A 26131-nucleotide genomic window follows, 5' to 3' on the forward strand; every position below is an offset into this window, starting at 1 on the left:
AGTCCGAGCGCTCCACTTCTTCAGACTACGTTCTACATAATCCTCCATAAATGGATTCATAGATTTTCCAATTCAGACTTCATTTGTGAACTGACATCTACCGTCATGGGTGTATTATTGTCATGAATCGTCTGAACCAGACACTCATCGCAATCACGGTATCTACTCGTAAGCTCCGGATTCCCCTCGGGGTCAAAATCAATAATACCCCGATCCACTAGCTCATAGAAAATAGGAACAGTCATGCCCTGACTAAATACGAGTTGACCCCCGAGGATTATCGTGTCTGACAATGAATCACTACCTTTTTCTTGGGGGGGAGTAATATAGTCATGCCACGAACCTTGTAGCCGGTCCTCCAGGTCATACTCCTCACCATTACGTTCGTTGATCAGAGAGTAGGACCCGTCGATTTCATTACGCGCCACATCCCAAACCGGTTGATCCATACCAATGTCGGGAATCGTGTAGGGGTTCGCTCTCCTCAACTCTGGAACTTGATCTCCATCCCACTTTCTTGCCCACACCACATCACCATTATTGACATGAAGTCCCATGAGACGGACAACGTCTCCTTCAACTTCAGAGCACACCATCCCAACAGCAACGACATTACTCAAGGCAACAACGTCATCCGAGGAGATTGACTCACATTCCTCGGGAATACGAGTCGCCCAATCCTCAATGTACTCACTTCCAGGCTGCCATTCCAACACGGTGGACTGGACCTCACGTTCGCTGACATTAATCCACCCAACCGGACTCACTGCATCAACGTTATCGCTCCATGGGTCCCGCACCACGGACCACTGATTTCCAACAACCTCTCCTGTTTCTGGGCTGACTTCGACCAACCTGTGGATCAAAGATCCCGAGTATCGCAACACGACCGGCTGTAATTTAGCCGTGATACCTGGAGCCCAGGGATTTATGGTGTCTATCGGTGTTTGTTCAATGTCCACCTGCCTCCCCGGGACAATAAACGACCACAGCGGCTCCTCCGTCACAGGGTTAACTGCCACAACACCATCTGTGAACACCGCCAGTCCCCCACCAGAAAAGGGAACTACTCGTACCAGATCTCCCCCGTAATAATCTCTAGCGACTCTCTCAACCACCTCGATCTGTTCGCTCCCAACCAGCAGATTTATATCCTCATCCCCCGTTTCGGCGTATCTACCCTCCAGCCATAAATTCCATCCCATAACGCCACAAAAGAGCGCAATCGAAACGACAAACGAGATGGACGCAAATACGACTTTTTTCATGACCATTCAGGGATATACTATGCTCCGCAGGGATGACTTGGCTGGCACTCCATCGATGACCTCGCCAACTTCCTTACTGCTGTAGATTTCCGTTCGCGCTACACCGGGAGCACGGATTCCTGTATCGTGTCGTCGTCATCCACTTTCCCAGCTATCTCGATTCTCGTTCGTCCCCACCGCGGGAGAAGCACAGGGGACTCATCTCCGCACACAACCCTCAGTAAGTGGGACCATGATGGTCAAGGCAGGTGTGGGTGTAGGTTGTAAAGGCGGTCGACATAGACACCATCCAGTCCCACTCCTGGTGCGGGAGGATCTGCTTCACACCCTGGAAGTGAACTAGTGATCTTTCACCAGAGGGAAACGGCTCGCCCCCCAACTGCCGCTCTTGCTTCGAAAGCCCGAGTGTGGTGGGTGGCCAGCAGGAGCGCTGTGGCGTGAACCCCGCCCGTCCTGCCGAACAGCACCGCCGCCTCCAGAGCGTTCAGAGGCGAGACATGCAGCCCGGCGGACTGTACTGCTGGCCTGCCTCCTCCACCGCGAGGGACCCTCTCCTTAACCTGGCCGGGGGACGCGAGCAGCAGCGCACCAATCACACGGCGTTCGTGCAGCAGCACCCCGCCACGGACATAGACGGCTGACCGTTCCTCAGCGACAACGCTTCGCACCAGTGCCTCGCACTGCTGTACGACATAACGATGGCGCAGCCCCTCCCCAACATCGACCATGGCAACTTCCGCCCAGCGACGACCGAACGCCCCAGTTCCAGCACCCTGAACACCGAATTGTCCAAGCCAGCTTGACCCGCACACGGCATGAAATCGTCAAGCGACATCACGCCCAGCCACGCCAGTGCCCGCCGGGTATCCGGGTTGGTCTGACGCCCCCGAGTACTTAGGGAGTCCGGGGAATCTGCCCCGGATCTCGCATGCCGGCACCGGCATCACCACTCGTGACAGTTCCCATCATCCCTGCCACGGCTGCGGTGTGGTGGGGATGGATTGGTGTTCGCCGGTGCCGGTGGCGGATCCGCAGAAGTCGGTTAGGGCCATGGTAACCATCGAGGCCACTGCCGCCTTCTCAACCTTCGAAACAAGACCCTCCCATCCACCCGTGACGGTCCTACCATCAACCCCCACAAACTCATCATTCATAACTACTGAGACTATCATTGCAAAAACAATCTCTCATTCCTGCACACTCAACGATCTATACTTGACTCACAGATTTTCCATTTTTTCTTTCATTTGAGCGTTCACGCTTGCAATGGCTACACTGCTGTCGTGGATCGTTTGAATCAGACACTCGCCGCAATCGCGATATCTGCTCGCAAACTCTGAATCTTCCTCAGGATCATAATCAACAATGCCCCGATCCACCAGCTCATAGAACATAGGAACAGTCATGCCCTGACTAAATACCCTATGACCCCCGAGGATTATGGTGCCAGGCGCTGACTCACTACCTTTCTCTTGGGGAGGAGTAATATAGTCATGCCACGAACCTCGTAGCCGATCCTCCAGGTCATACTCCTCACCATTACGTTCGTTGATCAGAGAGTACGCCCCGTCGATTTCATTGCGCGCCACATCCCAAGCCGGTTGATCCATACCAATGTCGGGAATCGTGTAGGGGTTCACTCTCCTCAACTCTGGAACTTGATCTCCATCCCACTTTCTCACCCACACCACATCACCATTATTGACATGAAGTCCCATGAGACGGACAACGTCTCCTTCAACTTCAGAGCACACCATCCCAACAGCAACGACATTACTCAAGGCAACAACGTCATCCGAGGAGATTGACTCACATTCCTCGGGAATACGAGTCGCCCAATCCTCGATGTACTCACTTCCAGGCTGCCATTCCAACACGGTGGACTGGACCTCACGTTCGCTGACATTAATCCACCCAACCGGACTCACTGCATCAACGTTGTTTCTCCATGGGTCCCGCACCACGGACCACTGATTTCCAATAACTTCTCCTGTTTCTGGGCTGACTTCGACCAACCTGTGGATCAAAGATCCCGAGTATCGCAACACGAGGGTTTGGGCCATGGTACCTGGACTAACCTGAGGGATCCTATCTACCGGTGTTTGTTCAATGTCCATCTGCCTCCCCGGGACAATAAACGACCACAGAGGATCCTCCGTCACAGGGTTAACTGCCACAACACCATCTGTGAACACCGCCAGTCCCCCACCCGTAAAGGGAACTACTCGTACCAGATCTCCTTCGTGATAATCTCTAGCGACTCTCTCAACCACCTCGACCTGTTCGCTCCCAACCAGCAGATTTATATCCTCATACCCCGTTTCGGCGTATCTACCCTCCAGCCATAAATTCCACCCCATAACGCCACAAAAGAGCGCAATCGCAATGACAATCGAGATGGACGCAACTACGACTTTTTTGATGACCATTCAGGGATATACTCTGTTCCGCAGGGATGACTTGGCCGGCCCTCCATCGATGACCTCGCCAACTTCCTTACCGCTGTAGATTTCCGTCCGCGCTACACCGGGAGCACGGACTTCTGCACTAGCATTATTGCCGATTTTTCGTTTTCGCCCATGGCGACGCCCTGCCTGATATCCAAGCATCGAACTCACCCGACGAGGCGTCCCGACAGTCCTCCATGATTCGGCTGAAGCGACTCTTGATACTGTGTAGGACCTCAAGATGGTCGAGGACATGGGATTCGCTGTTCCATACTGCTACGGGGTTGACGCCATAACCATCGTCAGACACGCGCGCCTCCTGATTTTGGTGAGAGACAAAAGCAATCCGCCAAGGAATCAATGACTGACGTCAGGTTCTGTCACGCTAGGATCTTCACATGGGCGGCATTATAGGCCCCTGGACTAAGCGCAGGAGATGCCCCCGCAGACCTTGCGCATCCTGAACCTTCTGCATGGTAACGCTATACGTAAGCTGTAGCTGCGTTGAGTGGATCGTCCGGATCCACCACTTGTTTCAGGAGCCTGGGCATTATGGTGCCCCTCACCCCACATTTGTTGATCTTGAAATCAGCGTGCGTTTCGCTGTCCAGCAAAAACGCTATATCCGTGGTCGGCGTCTCGGGAGAGAACGGTGTCGTGGAGATGCCAAGGGTGGGGCGCTCGCACCCCCTCCGATGATGTGCGAGCGTCCCACCCGGCTCGGGATTGGCTACCGCAAGATCATTTCCGCCAGATCCAGCAGGCCGAGCAGCCCCGTGATCGGAATCCACAGGGTCAGTGCCCCACAGGCCTGGGTGAAGTGCCGCTGCATGGCACGCAGGTACGCATCGGCTGGGTCGCGGCCACGCCGCCGGCGGCCGCGCCCTCCACGCGGCACAGACGGAGCCAGCCCGGCCCGCAGTAGAACCGCCTGGTCCCTGCTGGACACCACGGCACGGTCCGCCACACTCAGCGACCTCCGGTACGCCCAGTCCGGAAGACCGCCCGGTGCCCACGCCCCGGCATGGCGGGGGGAATAGCTCGACGCGCCGGCCCGCACGGCAACACTCGCAGTCATGCCCTCACTCCTCGTCCGTCAGTACGAGCACCTTGCGCACGCGGCGCGCCATGTCCCGCGCCTCCTCCACCGGAGCCATCAGCTCCAGCTCCGGAGGCACCACAACGTTGCGGAACCGCTCCTCGGGCCACAGCAGCCACCACCACGGGGTGTCGCCCGGGGCCAAAGTCCGCAGCGCCACCCGCTGGATCGCCCGCACCCGATAGCCCGTCGCCGTCACGTCATCCGGCACCCAGGCGTCCACCACGCCCAGGGACGCATCCACCTTGGCCTCCAGCCCCACCCGGCGCAGCTCCTTCGCCAGCAGGATCAGATGGGGGACGGTGTCGCTCAGCTCGGCTGTCGTGATCGGGAACGGCTGCGGGGCAGGGTTCGGAAGAGTGGACATACGTGTCACCACCTTCGGGGGGTTGAGTGTCGATCCCGGAGAGTGATCGACCTAACACCAACCAGAGTAATGCCCTAAGGGCATCTTTTCAAATAGTTCTTACCCTGAGGGTACGTTCAGGATCCATGGGCTCATGTGCCTATAGTTCAAACGAGGGCAGCGAAGGAGGATCAGTTGGAAGCTTCAGGCCAGAGCGTGCGGCACAGGCAACTCGCGAACGAGCTAAGGCGGCTTCGCGAAGCCAAGGGCCTGAGCACAATCGATGTGGCCGAACACATGGGATGGGACCGCACGAAGGTCAACAGGATCGAGCGAGGCCAGTGGAAGAGACTGAACCCCCAGGACGTCAGGGCACTCGCTGACTGCTACGGGGTCAGCGACCATGAGCACCGAGAGGCCCTCATGGGCATGGCCCGTCAGACCAAGCTCAAAGGCTGGTGGGAGCGCTACTCCGATCTACTTGGATCCAGTTCCTACATCGCCCTTGAGTCTGAAGCCACTTGCCTCCGCTCCTTTGAAGCTCTTGTCGTCCCCGGGCTCTTCCAAACAGCTGACTACGCTGCGGCGCTTATGCAAGGACGGTGTGACGCGTCAGTGATCGGTCGTCGCACAGAACTTCGCTTAACCCGCCAACGACACTTGGATGGCAACAACCCACTTCAGGTCCGCTCAATCGTCGACGAAGCGGCCCTCCGAAAGCTCGTGGGCGGGCCAGCCGTCATGCGAGCACAGCTCCATCACCTGGTTGCCGCAAACGAGAAACCAAACGTAGAGCTACACATAATCCCCGACTCAGTCGGAGCGCACCCCGGCACCTCCGGCCAGTTCGTCATCCTGGACTTCCCATTTGGCCCTGACGCCTCGGTGGTGTTCCTAGAAAACGCCCATGACGGGCTGTACCTCGAAGATCGCACTGACATCGAACGCTACAACGAGCTATTCAAAGAAGTACTGGATAGCTCACTATCCTCCAAGGAGTCTAGCTCCTTCATTACAAACGAACTAATTCCAAAGATCGTCGACTAGAGGAGAGATTGTGCCCCCAGAATTTGAAGCCTGGAAAAAGAGTAGCTACAGCCAACCAGAGGGGCCTAACTGTCTAGAATTTAAAATAAGAGACAAAGAGGTTTCTATAAGAGACTCTCAGTCTCTCGAAACAAAAGAGTTAAAATTCCCAGCAAAGGACTGGGTAATGTTCTTGGCAAGCATAAGAAGCTAATCATCAGGAACGACCCGATCAAGCCGCTCCTGAAAATCGAGAGAGGAGTCTCTAATAAGCCCACGAAAATCAGTGAGACTGCTGTCTTGATGGCCCGACTCATCGATATACGAAACTTCGTATACGCTGCTCTTTACTTGAGAAATAAATGTGTAGGCGCCGTCACCGTTGTCAAGATCGCCATAAATGAAGAAATTCTCAGAGGGAACCCCTCCAAGTTCTTCCTCGTCAACTATTCCATCAAACCCTTGAGATGCATCTGCCTTCCATGTTTCATAAATGTCATCAGCTCGACCAATAGAAGACTCTCCCCGGGGAGAGTCCGCAATCGCTACATAATTCATATGGAGAACGCCTGACGACCCGACGCGCCATACACATTCATTCTTTATCTCTCTAAATCGAGAGTCAAATTCAGAATCACCTTCGGCCGTATCAATGAAACTTTCATTGCCATCCAGGCGTTCATCCACATAAACGTCAAATGCACTTACGTTCTGCGCAGACTCGCACAAATCAAAAGTCCCGGGTTCCAACGTAGAAACTGGACCTCGTTCCGGCGCCCCACCGATATTCTGTGATGCTTGCTGCTCTGTATCTCCGGAAACAATCGAAGTAAACAACCTCAATCCCCCGATGACCAGCCCCATCACTGCCAGTGCTGCCAAGGTTCCGCAGCCCACGACGGCGAGGCATGCTTGGGGGCCACTCAGTCGCTCCCGCAGGCTCTTTTTCGGTGTCGTCCCGCTTCCGTTTTTCTGCTGCGTCTCGGTGTCTGTTCGGGAGTGCTGTTCGGGGGTTTCCTCGTCCACCGCGTTTCCTCGATCCGCTCAGGGGGCCGGCTCGGTCTCCGGCGCGGCGTCACAGGTCCAGTTGCACCCGGACGTCTTCGTGTTCCAGGGGCCGGGTAAAGCCTAGGATGTCGGCGCGGTTCGGGTCGTCGTACTCCCGGGTGGCGATCGGCCCGCAGTCGGTGCACCACGCTTCCACCATCAGCCCGTCGCCGATAACCATGCCCATATGTCCCGGGCCGGGGCCGCCGTCTTGGTGGGGCACGTCGAAGAACACGAGGTCTCCGGGCTGTTCCTCTCCCTGGGGAACTTCGGGGCCGAAGGACCACTGGTCCCGCGCCACTCGGGGTATGGTCACGCCGATGCTCTCGTAGGCCTTCATGGTCAGCCCGGAACAGTCGAAACCGCCAGGCCCGGTTCCGCCCCAGATGTAGGGCTTTCCGCGCTGGTCCAGTGCCCAGTCCACAACCTGTTGGGTCAGTTCGTCCGGAGCTTCGCCGATCGGCTCGCCGTCCTCGGTGACGGCGCAGTTCACGGCGCGTTCCGTGCCGTCGACGACCGCGTAGTCGCCCTCGGCGTAGCGGTCGGCCACCTCCAGCACGTCCTCGACGTACCACCAGGCCCGGTTGTAGTTGAACAGGGCGTTCTCGATGTCCTCGGGGGCCCCGTGCGCCACCAGGTAGTCCGCGGCGGCCGGGATCGCGTCGGCGGGGTCGTAGACGTCGACGACGCCGTCGTCGTTGCCGTCCACCCCGTAGCCTTCGTCGGGGCGGTCCTCCACGTCCTGGACCGGCTCCCCGCCCCAGGTGTTGGTGGCGGCCATGTCCTCCTGGGTGCCGAATTGCATGGGTCCGGCGGCGCCGGCCTCGTTGTGGCCCTCGGTGATTCCGGGGCCGTCCCAACGGCCGTGGTGGCTCTCCACCTGTCCGATCGCCGCGAGGACGTTCCAGGGGATTCCGCGGTCCTCGGCGGCGTCCTGGTACAGCTCCAGATAGTCCTCGGGAATGTCCTCGGCCGCGTAGTCCGAGGCATCGGCCTGCTCGGTGGTGGTTCCCGGGGTGCACTCCATGGCGTCCACGGCCCCCACCATTCCGGGGTTCGTCGCGGACAGGGGGATCACCATGAGGGTGAGTACCAGCGCGCCCGCTACGGCGAGACCGCAGCCGACCGCGAGCCGGGTGGCGCACTGGCCGGAATCGGAGCGGCTGTGCCGGACGAAGACAGTGATCGGGGACGACACCGGCTACACCTCGCCGTAGTCACCCGCGTCGGCGAGCTGGAAGTCATACACGCGCCAGGTGCCGCCCTCGGGGGTGACGGTGACGGCGAACTCTCCCAGGCTCTCTGACGCCCCGTCCTCGCTCTCGTGGATGGACTGGGCGTCCACCACGAACACGAGGGCTTCGTCAGTGATACTGCGGAGCTCCAGCACATCCGCCCGCCCGGTGGAGACCCGCTCCTCCTCGTCCAGGTCTTCCCGGAGTGCGGAACCGCCGGTGCCCTGGGTGAGGGTCTCGGCGAAATCGTCGGTGGCGAGCTCGGCCATCCGGTCCACATACTCCTCGTTGGATTCCGCATGGTCGTAGGTGCCGAACGCGGCGGCGAAGTCCCGGGCGGTCACCGCGGCGGAGCGGAATTCCTCCTCGGAATGCGGCAACCAGTCGAAGACGTCCAGCTCGTCCTCGTCCGTGACGTCCATAGGTGCCGGGGCGCCGCCCTCCTCGGTGTCCTCGTCGGCAGCCGGGGGTGGGGCGTCATCGTCCTGGAAGTTCGCCCAGGCGAGGTAGATGCCGAAGGCGACCAGCGCGACCACCACGACGGCGAGGAAGAAGCGCTGCTGGCCGTCCGAGAGGGGTTTGGCCATCGGAACTCTCCGCAGCTCGGGGACGGACACGGGTCGGGTGCGGGAGCCGGGCCGGGTCCCGGGGGAGCGATCGCCGCGAAGCTGCGGCGCCGGGACCCGGCCCGGGGTTTATATCGCAGATGCCGGCATCGGGGTGGCGTTCTGGGAATTCTTCGTTGCGCCGGCTGGGATCCGGGCCGGCGATGGGAGCGCACACCTCCCGGGCCACCGGTATTCCGGGCAACGATGCCTGCCCGCGGCAGCACGATGTGTCTCTGGGGCGTGCCGCTCGGATTCGGATACTGCCCATCAGTCCTCGTCCCGCAGCCAGAACGGAATGTCGCGGCGGGGGCCGCGCCGCGAGGAGCCGCCCTCGTCGGCCCAGAACGGGGTGCTCTCCCGCTCGGTTCCGGCCCCGCCGGACGGGCGGGACAGCCAGCTTCCGCCCTCGCCGTCCGAGCCCCCGGAAGCGCCGCCGCCCCCGCCCCGGCCCCCTCCGGGGGTGCCGCCGCGACGGGGTTCTCGGGGCGGGGTGGGCCGGTCTCCTCGGCTTGGGCGGGGGCCACCCCAGCGGGAGGCGCCGTCGTTGTCGCGGGAGGAGCGGCGGCTCCCGAAGAGCCCGCCTCCGCCCCCACCGGAGTCTGGCGCGGGGCCGTCCCCTCCGGCTGGAGGCCGGGAGTCTCCGCCACTGCTGGCGGCGGACCCCGCGTTGCGGTTACCGGCGCCGGTGCCGAAGATCTCGCCCCAGTTGCCACCGCCCATGCCGGTGTAGCCACCGGCGGGGCGTGGCGGGATGCTGCTTCCGGAGCTGGGCTCGCTTCCGCTGGCCGAGGCCGCATCGGCGAGGCTGGGGGCCTGGCCCGTCTCCCGCCGACTGCCGCCGCCCGCCGGGCCGGCTCCCCCGGATGGGGAACGGCCGTGTTCCCCATCCAGACCGAGCGGGGGCGGGGCGGAGCCGCTGCGGGCCCGGCCGTAGCCGACCCGGCCGCGGGCCCGGCCACTCTCGGAACGGTCGGCGGCACGCTCCTGCTCCGTCTCGCCAGCAGGAACCCGGCCGGTCTCGTCCATGCCGCTGCTGCCGCCGGGAACGGCCGCCGCCATGGCACCGAGCTGCGGCATGCGCTGCGCGCCCCACTTCTGGGCCCGCATATAGGCGACGGGCGGCAGCGCGTTCGCGCTTTTGCTGAGCACACTGCTGGTCATGGCGTCACCGACCATGCGGGAGGTGAAGGTGTTGGCGTTCACCGAGGAGAACAGGTGCGCGAACGGCCGGCGGTAGATGAACAGGGCCAGAGTGAACAGGGACAACAGGATCATCTGAAGCCCCCAACCAAGGTTGGTGGCCATCACCATGCCGTAGGCCAGCACCAGCAGCGAGATCAGCACCACGATGAAGATCTGCTTCAGCAGCAGGCCGAACATCATCTCCACCCAGCGCAGCAGCACCACGCGACCGAACCCGGGATGCACGCCGATCAGCAGGAAGATGGGAGACAGCAGTAACAGCAGCAGGAATCCGATCTTCAGCACGATCAGCGCCACCGAACCGGCCAGGATCAGCCCCCCGGCAAAAACCGAAGCGAACAGCGCCAACAGGGACACCCCAAGCCGCTCCCCGGCCTGCTCCCCCGAGAACAGGGGATAAATCTCGGGGTAGGTATTCTCAATATCGGCGGCAATCTCTTGGTACGACTCTTGCTTCTCCTCGGTGAGTTGAGCAGCATCAATTTCACCTTCCGATATCTGCTGCTGCTCAATCCGGCTGATTGCCTGAGCCTCCATTAGGTCCACGCCATGGCGTTCAGCTGCGGTATTTGCAACTGGCCCACTTCCGAATTCTCCGGCTACCCAGGGCTGGCAGACCAGCCCGGACCATAGTTGCTGCGAGTTCTGCCGCACATGGAACTCGCTCTCGCTTTCCCAGTCGGCGCGTTCCGTCTCGGGAGCGCCTGCGGGGCAGGTGGTGGCCGCACCCGGCACCGACACCTGCGCCATGGCGGAGTTCACCAGTTGGCTGCCGGAGTTCACGGTGGTGCTGGCCATGTTCATGACCTGGGCTGGATTCAGGAGGATCCAGATCCCGAGGGTGGTGGCCAGCACCATCCACACGGCGCTCTCCAGGGTGAGCGTGACCCGCTTCCGGATCAGGCCGTACCAGGCCAGCCACACCGCGCCAAGGATGACGACAGTGGGCAGGAGTGGCTGCCAGATGCCGGCGCGCAGTGTCTCGATCACGCTGACAGTCATCTCGTTGAAGCTGTCCAGCAGCCCGTCCGAGGTCGCCGCCTGGTACACGGTGATCGTGGACTGGTTGATGGTCTTGGAGACGTCCCAGGACACGTTCGCGATCGTGGCGACGGGGCTTTGAGCCATCTTGTCCAGGCAGGACTCGCGGATGGTGTGCCACTGCGTGCCCGCGGTGCCGTACTGCCCGTACAGGCTCGCGTCCGGAGGCAGCCCGTCCGGGGACTGTGCGATCGACTCCGCGGACTGCGGCGGCACCAGTAGCCCGTCCGAGCCCGAGCCGGCGGCCTCCGGCTGCGGCGCCGGGTCGCCGTCACAGCCCGGGATGGGGTTGGCCTGGGCCGAGCCGAGCGGCACCAGCATGAACGCCAGTGCGAACAGCACCAGCACCAGGGCGCGGCGCCACCCGCGGTGCGGGGTTCCCGGGCCGCCGGTGCGTGGGATGACGCCCGTGGTTCCGGCGGTGTTCGCCGTTGCCGCAGCTCCGGCCGCCACGGTGGCCGATGCGTCTGAGTACTGGGCTGATGCGCGTGGATCATCACCGCGGGTGGTGGTGGCGCTCGCCAGCCGGCGGCGGTTCGGCACACCCGCGGCTCCGCGGGCACCCGCCTGCCGCATCGATGATGCGGGCGCCGCATAGCTGGGGGGTGGCGGGGCGCTGGGAGCCTCGGCGCTCCTGGGACCGGCTGCCGGGCACGGCCCCGGCCCGCTGTGCATCCGCGCCCGCAGCCAGGCCACGGCACCCCCCAGCCGTCCACGTCCGGCACGCGCCGTCCGCGCCCCGCTGGGAATATCCGGATCCCGGGGCGCGGCCCCGGACGGAGCCGCATCGTCTCCCGCCGCCGAGCGGCGGGCCGCCTCAGCCACGACCCCGCCCCGGGCAGCCGCTCCCCAGCGGCCCGAACCTGCCGCCGCGCAGGCCCAGCACGTCCATGAGAGCGGATCGCAGGCCGGCCAGGAGCCCCGCCCCGGCCAGCGCCGGAGCGAAACCCGGAAGCGCGGGCAGCGCGACAGGCACACGCCGGCACTGCCCGGAGCCCCCCGAACCACCCTCAGTGCCCGGATCCGTGTCCCCGCCCTCGTCCGGGACGGACTCGTCCTGGCCGGTGAGACGCCGCAACCAACCCGGCATGCGGGGCCACCGCAGCTGGATGGGCGGCCCCAGCAGGCCCGGAATCGGCTCCGGGCTCCAGCCCCACACGCCGATCCCGGGCGGGCCGCCGTAGAAGCCCCGCGCCCAGGCGTCGCCCCCCGGGTCGTCCCCGTCATCCGGCGGGAACAGGGGACGCCCCCCTCCACTCGGCGGGTACTCGAACGCGCACACCTGCGGGCCGCGCGGACCCGCCGGGGCGGTGCCGCCCGCCGTCGCCAGTCCCGCGGCCGGGACCCCGGTCACGTACCTGCGCCACCCCGCGGTGGCCTCAGGGGACGAGAACATCAGGCTCGGTCCTCCCCAGCGTCTCGCGCAGCCACGTCTCACCCTGTCGCTCGTCGTGGATGGTCAGGTCATCACCGCGACTCGACCACCGGCCGATTCTCCGGTGCGAGTTCATCGGTCTCGGTGTCGGGCCGTTCCCGGGTTGGGTTGGTGTCCAGCCACCGCAGCAGCTCCTGCGACACCAGATCCACCCGAACCCGGCCCGCGCGCCCGTCCAGATCCCGGAAGATGCATTCCCCGTTGCCGAGGTTGCGCAACATCCCGCGATGGTCCTCCAACGGCTCCACACCCAGCAGGCTCATCACGTCGTCCACCTCCACCTTCTCGCTGGAGCGGAACGCGAACACGCTGGACAGGCAGTTGGTGACCTGCTCGTTGAGGAGGTCACCGGAGTTCTGACTCACCAGGATCAGCGCGGTGTTGCGGGACCGGCCCATCCGGGACACCTCCGGAACGAGCTTCGCCCCCTCCGGGGTGGAGGTGACCGCCCACGCCTCATCCAGAAAGATCGCCTTGGGCAGGCGCCGATCCAGGCCGTTCATGAGCCGCCGCGCGAACTGGCTCACCAGGTACAGCAGCGCCACACTCAGGCGCTGCTCGTAGGAGTAGTCGTCGCGCTGGATCGTGGAGTCGGGCAGGGTCAGCCCACCCAGAGTGAACACGGTGGTCCAGCCCTCGGTGTCGATCTGGGTATCGCCCTGCGGGTCGAAGCACAGCCGCGCCAGACGCATCTCCGCCATGGAGCCGAGCACCGCACCCAGGTTCTTCGAGGCGGCGTCATCAGAACTCTCCAGGTGCTGTACCACCTTGGCGAGGCTGGGGCGCGGCTGGTTGGCGACCGCCGCCACCGCCTGAATCATCGCGGACTCGCGTTCCTCACTCATGCGGGGCAGCAGCAGCCGCAGCGTCTCGGTGGCCATAGTCTTCTTGCTGGGCAGATCGTCGCCGAACCCGAACGGGTCCAGCAGCCCCGCGTCCGCCTTCTCCAGCGACATGATGCGGGCGTTACGGCCACGGCGTTGCAGCAGCCGCACCAGGGACTCGGCGTCGCCCTTCGGGTCGATCGCGGCGACCGTCACCCCACGCAGCGCCAGCTGGTAGATCAGCAGCAGCGCCAGCGTGGTTTTGCCGCCTCCCGGCTCGCCGGTGATGGCGATGGCGGTGGGCCGGTTGCGGGCCGCCGCCACCAGCGGGTCGAAGTGCACGATGGAGCGGGCGCGGCCAATCGTCTCCCCGATGTAGGGGCCGATCCAGCCCGAGCCGTCGGAGTCCACCCGGTCGCCAACGTCGACCGTGGCGGTGGGCATGCCGCCCGCGATGGTGCGCAGCGGCTGGCGCTGGGCGTAGGCGTTGAGGCGGATCCGCTCGCCGGGTAGGGACTCCAAGAACAGCGACATCTGATCGCCCGTGGAGTTCACGACGTCGATCCCGATGTCGCGGTAGTGCTCCACGGTGGCCTCCACCTGCTGGATCAACTCCTCCTCGGTGGGGGCGGACACCATGAGGCGGTGCCAGCCGTACACGAACGGCAGCCGCTCCTTGGTGATGCCGTGTTCCAGGGCGCGGGCCGCGTCGATCTGCTCGGCCAGCGCGATCGGGGCTTCCACCCCGGCCTCGCGGATGTGGGCGTCCATGTCGCGGGCGTGCGCGAGCTTGCGGCCCACGTCCTTGCTGGCCTTGGCGGGCGGCACCAGCTTCATGCGTAGGCTCAGCTCCACCGGGAACGGCAGCGCGTCCGCGTGGTGCATCCACGGGTCGCCGTCCGGGAATGGCATCAGATCCGGGAAGCGGGCATACGACAGGTAGGCCACGAAGGTCTGGCCGCGGGGCTGCTCCAGGCACAACATTGACCGCCCGTTGTGGATGACGCCGTCCACGAGCGCCTCGATCTCCCCGGCGCCCCAGCGGCGCCGCGGGGTGGCCGACGGGCGGGGCTCCTCGGAGATACCGGTGACCGAGTGGCGCAGCAGCCAGGCCAGCTCGGTGGCGGTGGCGTGCCGAGCCTGGAGGGCGCTGGCGCCCAGGGCGCGGCCCAGCCGTTCCGACTGGGACGTCCAGGAGGCGATCTCCTTGTCGTCGATGGCATGGTCCTCCAGGCCCAACACCTGCTCGGTCTGCTTATAGGCACCGAACAGCTGCCCCAGCACCCCCTGGGAGAACTGGGCGCCCACACCCCGCTGCCCGAGCCGAACCCCCAGGTAGACCTCCTTCGTCCAGAAGTCCTGGGTCCACACGTGCCGGTAGGTCTCCTCCAGGTAGTCGAACCAGCCGGGCCCCTCGTCGGAGGTGCGGCTGAGGCGCGTCGCCCAGGTCGCCGCCGGGTAGAGGCGGTGCGCCACTCGCAGGTGCACCTCGGCATCATCCATGCGGATGGCGGCCATCGCGATGGTGATGTTGGTGGCGAGGGTCTCCCGGTCCTCCGGGGTCATGAACTCGTAGGAGACCGTGGGCAGCCGGAAGTACGCCCAGGCGGCGGTGTCCGAGAGGAGGATGCGGTCGTCGAAGTAGCGGACCGCCAACCGGCTGGCGCCCCGGGACGTGACACTCATTGCGGTGGGCCTCCTGGGGTGGGCGGCAGTGAAGCTCGAGGACGGTGGGCGGGTACGGCGTGGCCGGGAACGGCCGGGGCGGGTGGACCCGCCGCGACGTGTACCCGGCCGCGCCGACACGAATCACATTACGAGTGGCATACCCGGGATTGGTCGAGAGATGACGGCCGAACACAGCGGTCTGGCACGTGAGTTGTGAAACACGGGGCGGACCTCACCAGACGTCTGGGCCCACGCCGGACAGTGCGGAGGGAACGCCGGCGCGGTGCGGGCTGGATCATGGCAGCGATGGTACTGCGCAGGCCCGCCCATGTGGGGAAATCCGCGCCGCAGGCACCGCGAGTCGTGCATCACCCACGACCGGAATACCCGACGCCACGACACGGACCGGACACCGGGAACGCCCTCACCCCCAACACACCCCAGATCCACCCCCCACCAGACACACACCCCGCAGCGCCGAAACAAGCCCACTCCGGACAGCCAGAACAGAGCACCCACGGGACACCTGGAACCGGAGCCCCCGACCTCCGTGGCCTCCGGTCCGCCTCCCGCCCCGGGGGAGATAGCGACCCCCGGAGTTAGCCAAACACACCTCCCCCGGTTGCTGTTGATCACTGGCCGAGCAAAACTAACCTCGGGCTTTCACGGCAGGCGTGATGGCAGACCCCTCTGAACATGCAAAAGGTGCTTCTGTGCTGGGACAATAGGGACTGTTCAGATCCGTGTCGCCAGTAGGCACAGAAGCACCTTTCAAGTGAAGACTACCGAGTTCTACCCCCGTGTGCGGCCCACCGCCGATGGCCGCGGGACCGTGTCCCAGGCCGGCGGGCTGCTGCTGAGTGAGACCGTGCGCGCCAGTGGCCTGGATACGGCGCTGCGCAGTGCCCTGGCCCGCTGGCGCAAACCCCCAGCGGTGCACGATCCCGCCACGGTCTGCGCCGATCTGGCGATCGCGCTGGCTCTGGGCGGGGACTGCCTGGCCGATGCGGCGCTGCTGCGCGCCGAGCCCGGACTGTACGGGCCGGTGGCCTCGGATCCCACCATCTCGCGTACCATCGCCGCGCTGGCCGCCGAGCCCGAGCGGGCCCTGGCCGCGATCGGCGCCGCCAAAGACACCGGCGCGCGCAACCTGCCCCTGCACGGCTTCAACGCCAACCGCATCTGGCTCGAACTCGTCCTGCTCGCCCTCGACCTCACTGTCTGGGCCCAGACGCTCGCCCTCACCGGCCACCAGGCCCGCCGATGGGAACCCAAGAAACTACGGCTGCGCCTCTTCTCGGCCGCGGCCCGCCTGGCGGCCGCCGCACACTCTTACGATTCAGCGCGACGTGGCCCTGGGCCGACGTACTGACCAGCGCGATCGACCGGCTGCGGCTGCTTCAAGCCCCCACCTGAGGCGGCCTGTCCCGCACCGACGACACGAAAGGACCGCCTTCCGGAGCCCGTGGACTCCGGCGCCCGAACCGAGCGGATCGGACCGGATCCATGCCCGGAACGGTCCTATCCCGCTGTTGGAGCACGAACCCGCCCTGGTTACCCCATCGGCACAGCCTCATGAACGATCGAGGCTAAGCCCGGGTCCGTCCCCGATGGCACCAGGATCCTCCGGAACCAGCTGCGGCAATAGTCGTGCGCACGCTCGAGTTTGGTAGAGGCGGCGCCTGGTCCCGCGGCCCCGGCGGATCCTGCGAGGATCCCGCGCGGGACACTGGGTGCAAATATCGGGAGACAGCGGTCGACTATCGATAGGAACAAGTGTGAAACCGGTTAGTGGCTGGGAAATCGTCATGTGGGGCTCGGCGGCCGTTGCCCTGGTGTGCTCGGTCATCATCGCAGTCGTGCATGACGACCCGATCGCGGCCTTGATCTCGGCGTTGGTCGCGATGATTTCCGCGTACAACGCGCGCCAAGAGCGCCGCCGGGTGCAGCGACGCGGCAAAGCCTGATCCGGCCCCGAACGCGAGGTGCCGCGCCGTCCTTGCGTTCGGCCCGGCCAATTGGCCTGCGCAAGGCCCCGCTCACGCGCCGAGGTAGGTCGCCGCATGCTCGCCGGTGATGGTGCGTCAGCGAATTGACACCGCCGGGGCGTAATCTCACGGCAGCGCTTGGGGTACCGGGTGCCTGGTTGGTCATGAACTTTGTCGCACGATTCATCAGCAAGGAGCATCCCAGCCGGACACCGGGAACGCCCTCACCCCCAACACACCCCAGATCCACCCCCCACCAGACACACACCTCGCAGCGCCGAAACAAGCCCACTCCGGACAGCCAGAACAGAGCACCGGGGGTGCCGCGGGTGGGGGGCACGTTTATGGGGTCAGGACAACAGCTGGTCCCAGGCGTACTGGTCGTGCAGGTAGGCGCGGATCTCACTGATCCGGCCCGCGCGGAATGTGTACAGCTCCACAGCCTCAACCTCGATGGGTCCGGCGGTGGTGCGGGCGGTCAGGCGCAGGCGCGCCGCCCCACTGTCGTCGTTGGCCACAATCGGCGACACCTCCGTCAACTCGAGTGTGCCCTCCGTCTTCTCGACGATACGGCGGAAAAAATCCAGGATGGCCGAGGCGCCGCGGTGGGTGCCCGCCAGTGGGTGGCGGCCCGGTTCGTGGAACACGACGTCGTCGTCGAAAGATCGGGCCATCGTGTCCAGGTCGCCAGCGGTGAAGTGCTCGTAGAAACGGCGCAGGAGCTGCTCGTTGGGATGCGGCACGGTTTCTCCCTCCGGAATGTTGCGGGTCGGCGGGGACAGGGGCGCGGTCGAGTCGCCCGGGCCCATCACGCACGCCTGCCGGTGATGACGAGGTAGGTGGCGGGCAGCACCACCCGGCCATCGTCCTCGGCGTGCCGGTGGAACAGCGCTGCCAGGTCGGCGTGCAGCCCCGGCCAGCTGCCGTTGGCGGTGGTGAGTTCGCGGGCCTTGGTGACCGGCCCGAGATTGTCCGTGTAGCAGGCGATGGCCGCCTCCACCGAGGGGTGGATGATGCGCCAGCTGGCGCGTTCGAACACCGGGGTGATGCCGGTTCCCTCGAACAGTTCCCGTACCCGGTGCTCGTCGCCCCAGGCCAGCGGCGGGTCAACGAACTCTGGGTCAGGCGGCAGATAACCGGCGACGATCCTAAAGAACTCCCCGAACACGCCATCGGGTGCCCACACGCACAGGCCGATCCGGCCTCCGGGTGCCAGCACTCGGGCGATCTCCTCCGCCACAACCTCGTGCCGCGGCGCGAACATGCAACCGAACGTCGACAGCACCACGTCCGCCTCGGCGTCGCGCAGCGGCAGACTCTCCGCATCACCCTCGACCCAGTCCACGGTGACGCCGGCGGCCTCGGCACGTTGCCGCGCCACCGCCAGCATCTCGGGGGTGAGATCCACCCCGGTGACCCGGCCGCCGGCTCGGGCGGCGGGAATCGCGGCGTTTCCGGTGCCGCAGGCCACGTCCACAACACGTTCGCCGGGGGTGATGGTGAGCTGGTGCGCCAGCTGCGCCCCGAGGTCGTACAGCCCCTCGGCGCGCATCATGGCGTCATAGTCCCCCAACGCCCACACGGTGCGGGCTGCGGTTTTCACATCGGCAAGCTCAGACATTGAAACCTCCTGCGCGGGTGCGGCAGAAACCGCGTGTTCTGCGGAAACTCTGCGGAAACACTGCAACACCGCCAGTCTCGACCGGGACGGCGCGCGGGCGCGTCGCCTGTGCATGCCAGATCAGCGCAGGCGCGGGTATGGCCCGTTCGGGCCATAGAGTGCTACAGCAGGCCGGCGCGTGCCGCCCGGGCGATCGCAGCGGAACGGGAGGAGCAGCCCAGGCGGGTGTAGATGTTGGCGAGGTGGCGGTGCACCGTGTGCTCGCTGACCACCAGCCGCTCGGCGATACCGCGCTCCGTGAGCCCCTCGGCGGCCAGCCGCAGCACCTCCAGCTGACGGGAGGTCAATACGCACGGCTCCAGCTGGGGCGGAGGCCCGGCGGACTCCTGCGGCTGCACTGTCGCCGGGGTGTGGCCCAGTTCGGCCAGGGCCGTGTGGGCGCGGCGCCGCTCGGCCGCGGCCAACTCGCTCTGGCCGGCCGCGGCCAGCGTCGCGGCCAGCTCCAGGCGGGCGTTGGCCGCCTCCAGGGGAGCGCCGGCGCGTTCGAACGCGGCCACAGCGTCGGCGAAATGCCGCGCTGCCGAGACGGCGGCGGCCTCGGGAGCGCTGGTGTGGATGCCGGGCTCGGAACCAGTGTCCGAGCCGGTGTCGGCCGCGGCCAGCCGGGCCGCGCACAGGTGCATTGTGCCCAGTAGGGAGCTGGTGGCCACCACTCCCGCGATCGTCCGTAGCTGGGTGGCATGCTCCGCCGCAGCCGTCAGCTCCCCCCGGGCGAGATGCCCACGCACCGCCACCTCCAGGGCCTGTGCGCGGCGGGGAGTGTCCGGGGGCTGCTGGCGCAGGGCGCGCTGCGCCAGTTCCACCGCGCCGTCGGCATCCCCGGCATCCAGGCACAATGCTGCCAGGCCGGCCTGGGCACGCCACCTCTCCCCCGCCCGCTCGAACAGTTCTCTGGCCTGCCCCGTGCGGCCCTGCCGGAGTCGTAGGTCCCCCAGCCGGGCCAGCGCGTCGCGGTACCACTCCTCGGGCCCGCGCTCCAGCTCGTGCAGCGCCGCGGTCAGCTCCTGTTCGGCCTCGGGCCAGTGTCCCTGCCGCGCCAGGACGGCCCCCGAATGGGAGCGGCAGGTGCCCACCACGAAACGTGCGCCCACCCGGCGGCTGAACGCGAGGATCTCGCCGCACCACTGGGCCGCGCGTTCGTCGTCGTGCAGCTCCTCGCACGCCGACAGCAGCAGGCAGCAGGACCAGGTGGCCGGGGCGAGCTGTTCGTACTCCCCGGCGAGGGCGGCCGTGGTGGCCTCGTCCAGACAGCGCAGCCCCGCGGCCGGGTCGCCCACGTCGAGATACACCATCCCCTCGGTGGCGACAGCGAACATTTCGAGGGCAACCGCGCCCTCGGCGCGGCCCAGCCGCTGGGCCCACTCGACGAGCCGGCGGGCCGTGTCGGGGTCGCCCGAGTCCAGGGCCATCTGCGCGTCGAACACCGCCTGCCAGCCGTGCTCCGGACACTCGGGGAGGCCGTCCAGGATCCGGCGGGCACGGGAGAACCACCCCTCGGCCAGGGCTGGGGCCGCGCGGTACCAGAGGTAGTCGTCGCCGATCCACTGCGCCATCCGCGCGGCGCCGCGCTCGTCCCCGGCGGCCTGGTAGGCACGGTAGGCGCGCCTGCGCGCCGCGGCACAGTCCTCGATGGCGCCGCCCCACCAGTGGGTCCAGCTCAGGCCCTCCAGCGCGGCGGGATGCTCCGTGTGTTCCAGCACCGCCTCGAAGTGGGATCGCGCCTGCTCCCAGGCGCCGCGGGTGAGCGCGCGGTCGCCCGCCGCGAGTTCCTGGGCGACGGGGTCCGGCTCGGCCATGCCCGCATCCTAAGCCGGACGGGGCCGCGCACGGGCCGACACAGCCTGGCGGGCAGGCAGGCGGGGTGCGTGTGGGGATGTTTCGAGTGGGGGTGGCTGCGCGGCGGCACCTTCGGGTTTCTCGATCCGGAGGGTTGGCTGCGGCGGGGGCTTTCCGGCGCGGCGGCGCGTGGGGTATACAAGTGGTGGAGGGGTGGCCCAGGCCCTCCTGTTCGCGCCGGCGTCGCACCCCTGACCCCGGTGGCCGGCGCGTTCCACAGCATTCCTCGCGGTCCTCGCGGTATTCGGGTTTCTCGCCAGCTGCGGCGCCGGTCGCCGATGCCGGCTTGGCCGCCGCCGGGGCCGCTGGCACGCGAACGCGTCGGGGTGGCCGCGAGGCTGCGGCCGCCCCGACACGCGGTGTGGCGACTTCCTACGGGCACCTACCCGCCGCGCCGTCCCCCTAACCGGAAGCCGCGACGAAGGCCGACGAGCACGCCCGAGGCCGGGTCCGGCCGGGCGGGAGCCGCACCGTCCCCAGGTCCCGGTCGCGGGCGGCGGCACACCAGTTTCACCACCCGCGACCGGGAATAACCCAGACAGAGGCGTGGAGCCGATGACCGCGGGGCGGTGCGGCGGGACACGACGAGACGAGACGAAACGAAACACTGCGCCGCGGGCTGCCGGGGTGGCGCCTGCCGGGCAGGTGTGTGCGTGGGCACGGCTGGGTAGCGTCCCGGATTGGGGGTGACCATGGCGGAGGTGCTGGACCTACACGCCAGTGCGCTGGCGGAATTCGACGTGCGGGTACGCGCGATCGAGCCGGACCAGTGGCACGCGCCCACGCCCTGCCGGGAATGGGACGTCAGCGATTTGGTGGGGCACCTGGTGGCAGAACAGCGGTGGGTGCCCTACCTCCTGGACGGGGCCACGATCCCGGAGGCCGAGGCGGCGCTGGCCACGGAACCCCCCTTCGCTGACCTGCTCACCGCCTGGCAGGTGTCCGCGGGCGCGGCCCGCACCTCGTGGCTGACCACCGAGGTGCTGGACCGGACGGTGCACCTGTCCTACGGCGAGACGTCGGCACGGCACTACCTGTGGGAGATGACCGCGGACCTGACCGTGCACGCCTGGGACCTGGCCCGCGGTATCGAGGTGGACGAGGATCTGGACCCGGAGCTGGTGGAGGCCGTGCTGGAATGGTCGCTGCCCCGGGTGGAGGACCTCGCTGCCAGTGGCCTGTTCGACCCGCCGATTCCGGTGTCGGCGGACGCGGACGCCCAGGTGCGCTTGTTGGCGCTGTACGGACGCAAGGTGTAGCCGGCGGTGCCCCGCGGTCGGGTCGTCGGGGCTGCCCGCGCGGGGCGTCTATGCGCTGCGTCGGGCCACGCGCAGCTTGAGGAGAAAGTAGGCGGGGATACCCGACACTGCGCTGACCACCAGCACATAGCCGATGAACAGGTCGAGCAGGTTCACGGTGAAATAGGTCGGCAGGACCAGGAGCCCGCCCCAGCAGGTGACCAGTGCCGCGATGGTCCACGGCCGCCGCGCCCCCAGGTAACGTAACGCGTATGCGTATAAGCTCATGGTGACAGCAACGATGGTGACCATGACCGCGCCGTAGAACAGGGCCCAGTCGTAGGCGACCCGCCCGGTGTCGATCCCGGAGAGGACGGAGAACAGCACCCCCAGAAGCCCGAAGAACACCGTGGTGATGGTGACCGCAACCACAGTGGTGGCGCCCAGCCCCGCCAGCAGCGGCGCGAACTGCTGGATCCGCCGACGCCGGGCGCTGGCGTGCGCCTCGGGCGGCGGCACCAGCGGCGGCGTGGGATACGTCCGCCACTGGTCCGGGCTGTGCTGGCGCGTCATCTCACTCCTTGGAAACATCCGGGACATCCGGTTGGACGCCGCCTCGTCATTGCTCGTTGCCGCTCCACACCACACTGCGGGATGGCCCACACGCACCCCCCACCCGGGGTCCACATCCGTTCCGCCCGGGCTGGCGCCCCGCGGCCACCCTGCGGTTGGCTGGAAATCGGGGGTCCCCAACGCGGGTCTCGCCCCGGGGCACAGTTGTGCCTGGGTGTGCGGAGCCCGGTCGGACGGGCATCCTCGGGCCGGGGTGGCGGCGCTCTCCGGTGGGGCGTGGGGGTGGCCGCTGCGGGGTGCGGCGCAGGCGTTCTGGATTCCTCAAACCCGCCATGCCTCGCCGGGCCGCACTAGAACTCGCTGCGCCCAGCCCCCGTCGACATTAGGGCAGAATCCGCCCTGACCTGGGCGTTTCTCCGGCGCGGAATCGCTCACGCCGGACTGTTGCCGGTTTCACGCCAAGCGGTGTCCCACCCCGGAACAGTCGCCGATTGGTCGCAAAACGTGATCAACACCACCGCCGCCTCTACGGCACCGGCACCCCACAGTGGCGGCGCGGATGGGCGGAGTTGGGGCGGCTATGGCATCTGGGGAACGCCCCTCAGGCGATGGGAGCCAGCTAACGCCGATGAGGGTGCGAAAAGGCCGATGGGGGCGACATTACGGGGAGGTGTTCGGGTGGCTGCTGGCCGAAGCCGGCCACCGCCCAGGGCCGCCGGCCCTGGCCCGGCCGGGTCTGGGGCCGTAAGCTAGCTGCAAAAGTGGCCCGGGTAGGCCGCTGATGGGGCCTCCTCTCGGGCGGGCGCGTCGCCCGCAGCGTCGGGACCACACGAGGTACCCCATGCAGGATTCAGCCACCGGTGCGCCGCACCCCACCGAGCGCCGCCGGCCCCGCACCCGGATACTACTCCTCGCCCTGTGCCTGGCCGTTGCCGCATTCTCCATCGTGGCCTACCTCCAACTGGACCCGGCACAGTCCCGAGTCGACATCCGCAGCGGGGTCCCGCTGCACTATCCGGTGCTGGTTGCGCACATACTGACCTCGGTGATCGCCCTGGTGCTGGGGCCGCTCCAATTCTGGCCCGAGCTGCGCCGCCGCGGCCACCACCGCCTGATCGGGCGCGTGTACCTGTTCGCAGGCGTGTTTCCCGGGGCGCTGACCGGTCTGGTCGCCGCGGTACTGAGCACCTACGGCCCCACCGCACAGGTCGGATTCCTGCTGCTGTCGCTGCTGTGGCTGGGCACGGCAATCGGGGGGTACCGGGCGGTGCTCCGCGGACACTACGCCGAGCACCGGGACTGGATGATCCGGCAGTTCGCCCTCACCCTCGCGGCCGTGACCCTACGGCTTTGGCTGCCACTGCTGTTGCTCGTGTTCCTGCCCACACTCCACACCACCTACGACGGAGATGGCGCCGCCTACTTCCGGGAGGTGTACCAGGTGGTGCCCTGGCTATGCTGGGTACCGAACCTCATCGTCGCAGAATGGTACGTGCAGCGCCGGCGGGCTACCGCTGCGCCCCGCACCGACACCCGAACGATTCCGGACCCGCGCCCCGAACAATGACCTCCCGGAACGATTCGCTCGGGAAATACGCGCCACACGTCGTGCGGCAGCCGGAGGGACCCGAGCCGGGGCGTGCACGGCCGTTCTCCCGCCCGTTGCCATAATGCGCGGAGCAGCCTCCCCCGATGCGCGAAAGGAGCATTGTGACCGGCCCTCCGCCGCCCGGAACGGAAAATCTGCCACCGGATCCCCCCACCCACAACGACGCGCCCCCAGAAGCGGTCCCCTCCCCCACCACCGCGCCCCGGAAGCGGCGCGGCCCCGGCAAACGTGGACTTGGCATCGCCGCCGGAACCCTGGCCGTACTGGTGGGTGCCGCCGGTGTGATCTGGTACCAGCTGGACCAGCCCACCGGTGCGGAGCCGCTCCGTCTCGGCTACCTGTACGACCCCTCCAATCCCCCCACCCCGCACTATTCCGACCGCGACGACCACGACTCGGAGAACCCCCACGAACGTCGGATCACCGCCGTCGAGGAGGCGCGCCAGGACATCAACGCCGCCGGGGGTGTAACCGGCCGCAGACTGATGCCCACCGCGCAGGAAGCCGGCCCCAGAGACGCCTTCGCTACCGACCCCAGCGCTTCGGAGGCCCGAGCACTCCTCAACCAGGAGTTTCCCGTGCAAGCCGTAGTCGATCCGGACGTGAACCTGCACGGCACCAACCAGGCCAGAATCACCAGCTCCGATGTGGCCGTGTGCCACGGCTCAGCATCCGGCGCCCCCGACACCGACCCCGGCCCCGCGGGTCCGGACACCCACCTGGTCGACTACACCTTCCAGACCGTTCCACGCTCATTCAATGAACCGTACGGAACCCTGCTGGCCGAGGAAATTCGCACCGACGGCCACGCCACCGTCGCCATCGCCTACGACTCCGCGCGACCAACGGCGTCGAATGACAGGGGCCTGCCACAGCGGGGCACCGAGCCAGAGCAGACCGAGGACCACACGGAGCGAGACACCGACGAGGACACCGACGAGTACGAGTCCCCGGAGCAGACCTGGGCCGAGGAACTGGTAGCCGAACTCGACGGAACCGACGTGGACGTGGTACTGGAAGAGGACTTCGATCCGGACGCCCCAACGGACTACAGCTCGGTGATGCAGGACCTCGCCGATGCCGACGCCGACGCCACCGTCATCCTGGACACCACACCGTCCGGCGAGGTGCTGTGGGAGCTGTGGGCGGCGGGAGTGTCCGCGACGGACACCTACACACTCGGCAGCACCACGGTCTCCCCTCCCGACGACGAATCCCCCGAAGATGGGGCCGGCCTCACCCAGGTAAACACTCCCCCGGAAGACACCGACGACCACGCCGGCCCACACTACGACTGTGTGATCACCCTCGCCCTGGCCGCCGAGTCCGCGGGCAGCACCCGCGCCGAGGACTTCGTTTCCGAAATGAGCGAGGTGACCGGCGACGGAACCGAATGCCGTTCCTACGCCGAGTGTCACGAGCTCCTCAGCGCGGGTGAGGAGATCTCGTATTGGGGCGAGTCCGGCCCAATCGCATTCACCGAGGAGGGGTTCGTGGGGATCCACCCCTTCGAGATCAGCACACTCGACGAGGACGGGCGCACCGACAGCGTCCGGGTCGAAACCGTCGACGTCCGCGAGTCCACATAGTCCGTGCCGCACCCGGCGGGAGCGATCCCGCACGACGGCCAACGGGCGTGGGGGCGGCAGCCGTAAGGGATGCCCCCGCGATAGGGGACCGATCCCCCGCACCACGGCCAACGAGCGTGGGGGGCGGTGCGGCTGGTGGGCGCATCCCCCGTGCAGGGTGGTACAGAAGGTTTTCCCCGCTCCGGTCAATGATGGCCCCGGGGCTATGAGGTGCGGGCCGGGTTTCTGATGGACCGCAGGGATGTACACAGCGGCCCCCTGCACCCCCTCCGTTGGCCGTCATGCGGGGGAGCGCCCCGGAAACAGGACACTACCGGTGACCACCGCGACGCCGCCGGCGGCCGACACGGCGCGCGCCCCTAACCAAGCA

The 26131-nt window shown here is 66.3% G+C and carries 21 protein-coding genes and 1 pseudogene; 8 read left to right on the forward strand and 14 right to left on the reverse strand.

Translation table 11 applies throughout. The features are described from left to right. Positions 1-56: 56 nt before the first annotated feature. The 4 genes from RIF23_RS18510 to RIF23_RS18525 all read right to left on the reverse strand — a co-directional run bounded on the left by RIF23_RS18510 (position 57) and on the right by RIF23_RS18525 (position 5181). The gene (locus RIF23_RS18510) at positions 57-1268 is read right to left on the reverse strand and encodes a hypothetical protein (protein WP_310913861.1); all 1212 of its coding nucleotides are present in this window, start codon (positions 1266-1268) and stop codon (positions 57-59) included. Positions 1269-2488: 1220 nt separating this feature from the next. Further along, a complete protein-coding gene (locus tag RIF23_RS18515; RefSeq protein ID WP_310913862.1) occupies positions 2489-3697 on the reverse strand; it encodes a hypothetical protein in 1209 nt (402 codons plus the stop codon). A gap of 748 nt (positions 3698-4445) precedes the next feature. Beyond that, the gene (locus RIF23_RS18520; protein WP_310913863.1) at positions 4446-4793 is read right to left on the reverse strand and encodes a hypothetical protein; all 348 of its coding nucleotides are present in this window, start codon (positions 4791-4793) and stop codon (positions 4446-4448) included. A gap of 4 nt (positions 4794-4797) precedes the next feature. Then, the gene (locus RIF23_RS18525) at positions 4798-5181 is read right to left on the reverse strand and encodes a hypothetical protein (RefSeq protein ID WP_310913864.1); all 384 of its coding nucleotides are present in this window, start codon (positions 5179-5181) and stop codon (positions 4798-4800) included. 174 nt (positions 5182-5355) lie between these two features. Between RIF23_RS18525 and RIF23_RS18530 the strand changes: the two genes are divergently transcribed. Next, the gene (locus tag RIF23_RS18530) at positions 5356-6207 is read left to right on the forward strand and encodes a helix-turn-helix domain-containing protein (protein ID WP_310913865.1); all 852 of its coding nucleotides are present in this window, start codon (positions 5356-5358) and stop codon (positions 6205-6207) included. 10 nt (positions 6208-6217) lie between these two features. Further along, positions 6218-6400 (forward strand): DUF397 domain-containing protein, encoded by a 183-nt coding sequence (locus RIF23_RS20875; protein WP_407659506.1) that lies wholly within the window; start codon positions 6218-6220, stop codon positions 6398-6400. On the opposite strand, the gene RIF23_RS18535 is transcribed toward RIF23_RS20875, so the two are convergent. From RIF23_RS18535 to RIF23_RS18560, 6 genes are all read right to left on the reverse strand, one after another. Beyond that, positions 6397-7212, reverse strand: coding sequence for a hypothetical protein (locus RIF23_RS18535; protein WP_310913867.1), 816 nt, complete (start codon positions 7210-7212; stop codon positions 6397-6399). The two genes, RIF23_RS20875 and RIF23_RS18535, sit on opposite strands and share 4 nt — an antisense overlap. Positions 7213-7261: 49 nt before the next feature. Further along, the gene (locus RIF23_RS18540; RefSeq protein WP_310914003.1) at positions 7262-8314 is read right to left on the reverse strand and encodes a C40 family peptidase; all 1053 of its coding nucleotides are present in this window, start codon (positions 8312-8314) and stop codon (positions 7262-7264) included. A gap of 120 nt (positions 8315-8434) precedes the next feature. Beyond that, positions 8435-9055 carry a hypothetical protein gene (locus tag RIF23_RS18545; protein ID WP_310913868.1) on the reverse strand — a complete coding sequence of 207 codons (621 nt, stop codon included), beginning with the start codon at positions 9053-9055 and terminating at the stop codon, positions 8435-8437. A 288-nt stretch (positions 9056-9343) separates the two neighbouring features. After that, the gene (locus RIF23_RS18550) at positions 9344-12145 is read right to left on the reverse strand and encodes a conjugal transfer protein TrbL (RefSeq protein WP_310913869.1); all 2802 of its coding nucleotides are present in this window, start codon (positions 12143-12145) and stop codon (positions 9344-9346) included. Further along, on the reverse strand, positions 12138-12716 hold the full coding sequence (locus tag RIF23_RS18555; RefSeq protein WP_310913870.1) for a hypothetical protein: 579 nt from the start codon (positions 12714-12716) through the stop codon (positions 12138-12140). The genes RIF23_RS18550 and RIF23_RS18555 overlap by 8 nt, the downstream gene beginning before the upstream one ends. Before the next feature lie 71 nt (positions 12717-12787). Continuing rightward, entirely contained in the window at positions 12788-15265 is a 2478-nt protein-coding gene (locus RIF23_RS18560) for an ATP-binding protein (protein WP_310913871.1), read from the reverse strand. A 757-nt stretch (positions 15266-16022) separates the two neighbouring features. Between RIF23_RS18560 and RIF23_RS18565 the strand changes: the two are divergent. From RIF23_RS18565 to RIF23_RS18575, 3 genes and pseudogenes are all read left to right on the forward strand, one after another. Then, positions 16023-16379 (forward strand): annotated as a pseudogene (locus tag RIF23_RS18565) (transposase); the annotation flags it as partial. A 48-nt stretch (positions 16380-16427) separates the two neighbouring features. Further along, a complete protein-coding gene (locus RIF23_RS18570) occupies positions 16428-16619 on the forward strand; it encodes a transposase (RefSeq protein ID WP_310914004.1) in 192 nt (63 codons plus the stop codon). 406 nt (positions 16620-17025) lie between these two features. Beyond that, complete coding sequence (locus tag RIF23_RS18575) at positions 17026-17214, forward strand: hypothetical protein (RefSeq protein WP_310913872.1); 189 nt, start codon at positions 17026-17028, stop codon at positions 17212-17214. A gap of 371 nt (positions 17215-17585) precedes the next feature. Here the strand turns inward: RIF23_RS18575 and RIF23_RS18580 are convergent, their stop codons facing one another. From RIF23_RS18580 to RIF23_RS18590, 3 genes are all read right to left on the reverse strand, one after another. After that, positions 17586-17978, reverse strand: coding sequence for a nuclear transport factor 2 family protein (locus tag RIF23_RS18580; protein ID WP_310913873.1), 393 nt, complete (start codon positions 17976-17978; stop codon positions 17586-17588). A 65-nt stretch (positions 17979-18043) separates the two neighbouring features. Beyond that, entirely contained in the window at positions 18044-18856 is an 813-nt protein-coding gene (locus tag RIF23_RS18585; RefSeq protein WP_310913874.1) for a class I SAM-dependent methyltransferase, read from the reverse strand. A gap of 161 nt (positions 18857-19017) precedes the next feature. After that, positions 19018-20712 (reverse strand): helix-turn-helix transcriptional regulator, encoded by a 1695-nt coding sequence (locus RIF23_RS18590; RefSeq protein WP_310913875.1) that lies wholly within the window; start codon positions 20710-20712, stop codon positions 19018-19020. Positions 20713-21444: 732 nt separating this feature from the next. Here RIF23_RS18590 and RIF23_RS18595 point away from each other — a divergent pair. Further along, positions 21445-22011, forward strand: a complete 567-nt coding sequence (locus RIF23_RS18595) for a TIGR03086 family metal-binding protein (RefSeq protein WP_310913876.1) — start codon at positions 21445-21447, stop codon at positions 22009-22011. Between the two features lie 48 nt (positions 22012-22059). On the opposite strand, the gene RIF23_RS18600 is transcribed toward RIF23_RS18595, so the two are convergent. Next, the gene (locus tag RIF23_RS18600) at positions 22060-22563 is read right to left on the reverse strand and encodes a hypothetical protein (protein ID WP_310913877.1); all 504 of its coding nucleotides are present in this window, start codon (positions 22561-22563) and stop codon (positions 22060-22062) included. 841 nt (positions 22564-23404) lie between these two features. Between RIF23_RS18600 and RIF23_RS18605 the strand changes: the two genes are divergently transcribed. Together RIF23_RS18605 and RIF23_RS18610 are read left to right on the forward strand one after the other, a co-directional pair. Then, positions 23405-24130 (forward strand): DUF2306 domain-containing protein, encoded by a 726-nt coding sequence (locus tag RIF23_RS18605; protein ID WP_310913878.1) that lies wholly within the window; start codon positions 23405-23407, stop codon positions 24128-24130. Between the two features lie 143 nt (positions 24131-24273). Then, a complete protein-coding gene (locus tag RIF23_RS18610; RefSeq protein ID WP_310913879.1) occupies positions 24274-25761 on the forward strand; it encodes an ABC transporter substrate-binding protein in 1488 nt (495 codons plus the stop codon). Positions 25762-26131 lie beyond the last annotated feature (370 nt).

This window comes from Lipingzhangella rawalii (assembly GCF_031628175.1).
GTDB lineage: Bacteria > Actinomycetota > Actinomycetes > Streptosporangiales > Streptosporangiaceae > Lipingzhangella_A > Lipingzhangella_A rawalii.

Bases quoted from the DNA above. Each gene is read 5' to 3' on its own strand.
- RIF23_RS18560 (WP_310913871.1), bottom strand. From the start codon at position 15,265: ATGAGTGTCACGTCCCGGGGCGCCAGCCGGTTGGCGGTCCGCTACTTC.
- RIF23_RS18590 (WP_310913875.1), bottom strand. From the start codon at position 20,712: ATGGCCGAGCCGGACCCCGTCGCCCAGGAACTCGCGGCGGGCGACCGC.
- RIF23_RS18600 (WP_310913877.1), bottom strand. From the start codon at position 22,563: ATGACGCGCCAGCACAGCCCGGACCAGTGGCGGACGTATCCCACGCCG.
- RIF23_RS18515 (WP_310913862.1), bottom strand. From the start codon at position 3,697: ATGGTCATCAAAAAAGTCGTAGTTGCGTCCATCTCGATTGTCATTGCG.
- RIF23_RS18545 (WP_310913868.1), bottom strand. From the start codon at position 9,055: ATGGCCAAACCCCTCTCGGACGGCCAGCAGCGCTTCTTCCTCGCCGTC.
- RIF23_RS18605 (WP_310913878.1), top strand. From the start codon at position 23,405: ATGCAGGATTCAGCCACCGGTGCGCCGCACCCCACCGAGCGCCGCCGG.
- RIF23_RS18510 (WP_310913861.1), bottom strand. From the start codon at position 1,268: ATGAAAAAAGTCGTATTTGCGTCCATCTCGTTTGTCGTTTCGATTGCG.
- RIF23_RS18555 (WP_310913870.1), bottom strand. From the start codon at position 12,716: ATGTTCTCGTCCCCTGAGGCCACCGCGGGGTGGCGCAGGTACGTGACC.
- RIF23_RS18520 (WP_310913863.1), bottom strand. From the start codon at position 4,793: ATGACTGCGAGTGTTGCCGTGCGGGCCGGCGCGTCGAGCTATTCCCCC.
- RIF23_RS18585 (WP_310913874.1), bottom strand. From the start codon at position 18,856: ATGTCTGAGCTTGCCGATGTGAAAACCGCAGCCCGCACCGTGTGGGCG.
- RIF23_RS18525 (WP_310913864.1), bottom strand. From the start codon at position 5,181: ATGTCCACTCTTCCGAACCCTGCCCCGCAGCCGTTCCCGATCACGACA.
- RIF23_RS18595 (WP_310913876.1), top strand. From the start codon at position 21,445: ATGGCGGAGGTGCTGGACCTACACGCCAGTGCGCTGGCGGAATTCGAC.
- RIF23_RS18540 (WP_310914003.1), bottom strand. From the start codon at position 8,314: ATGGTGATCCCCCTGTCCGCGACGAACCCCGGAATGGTGGGGGCCGTG.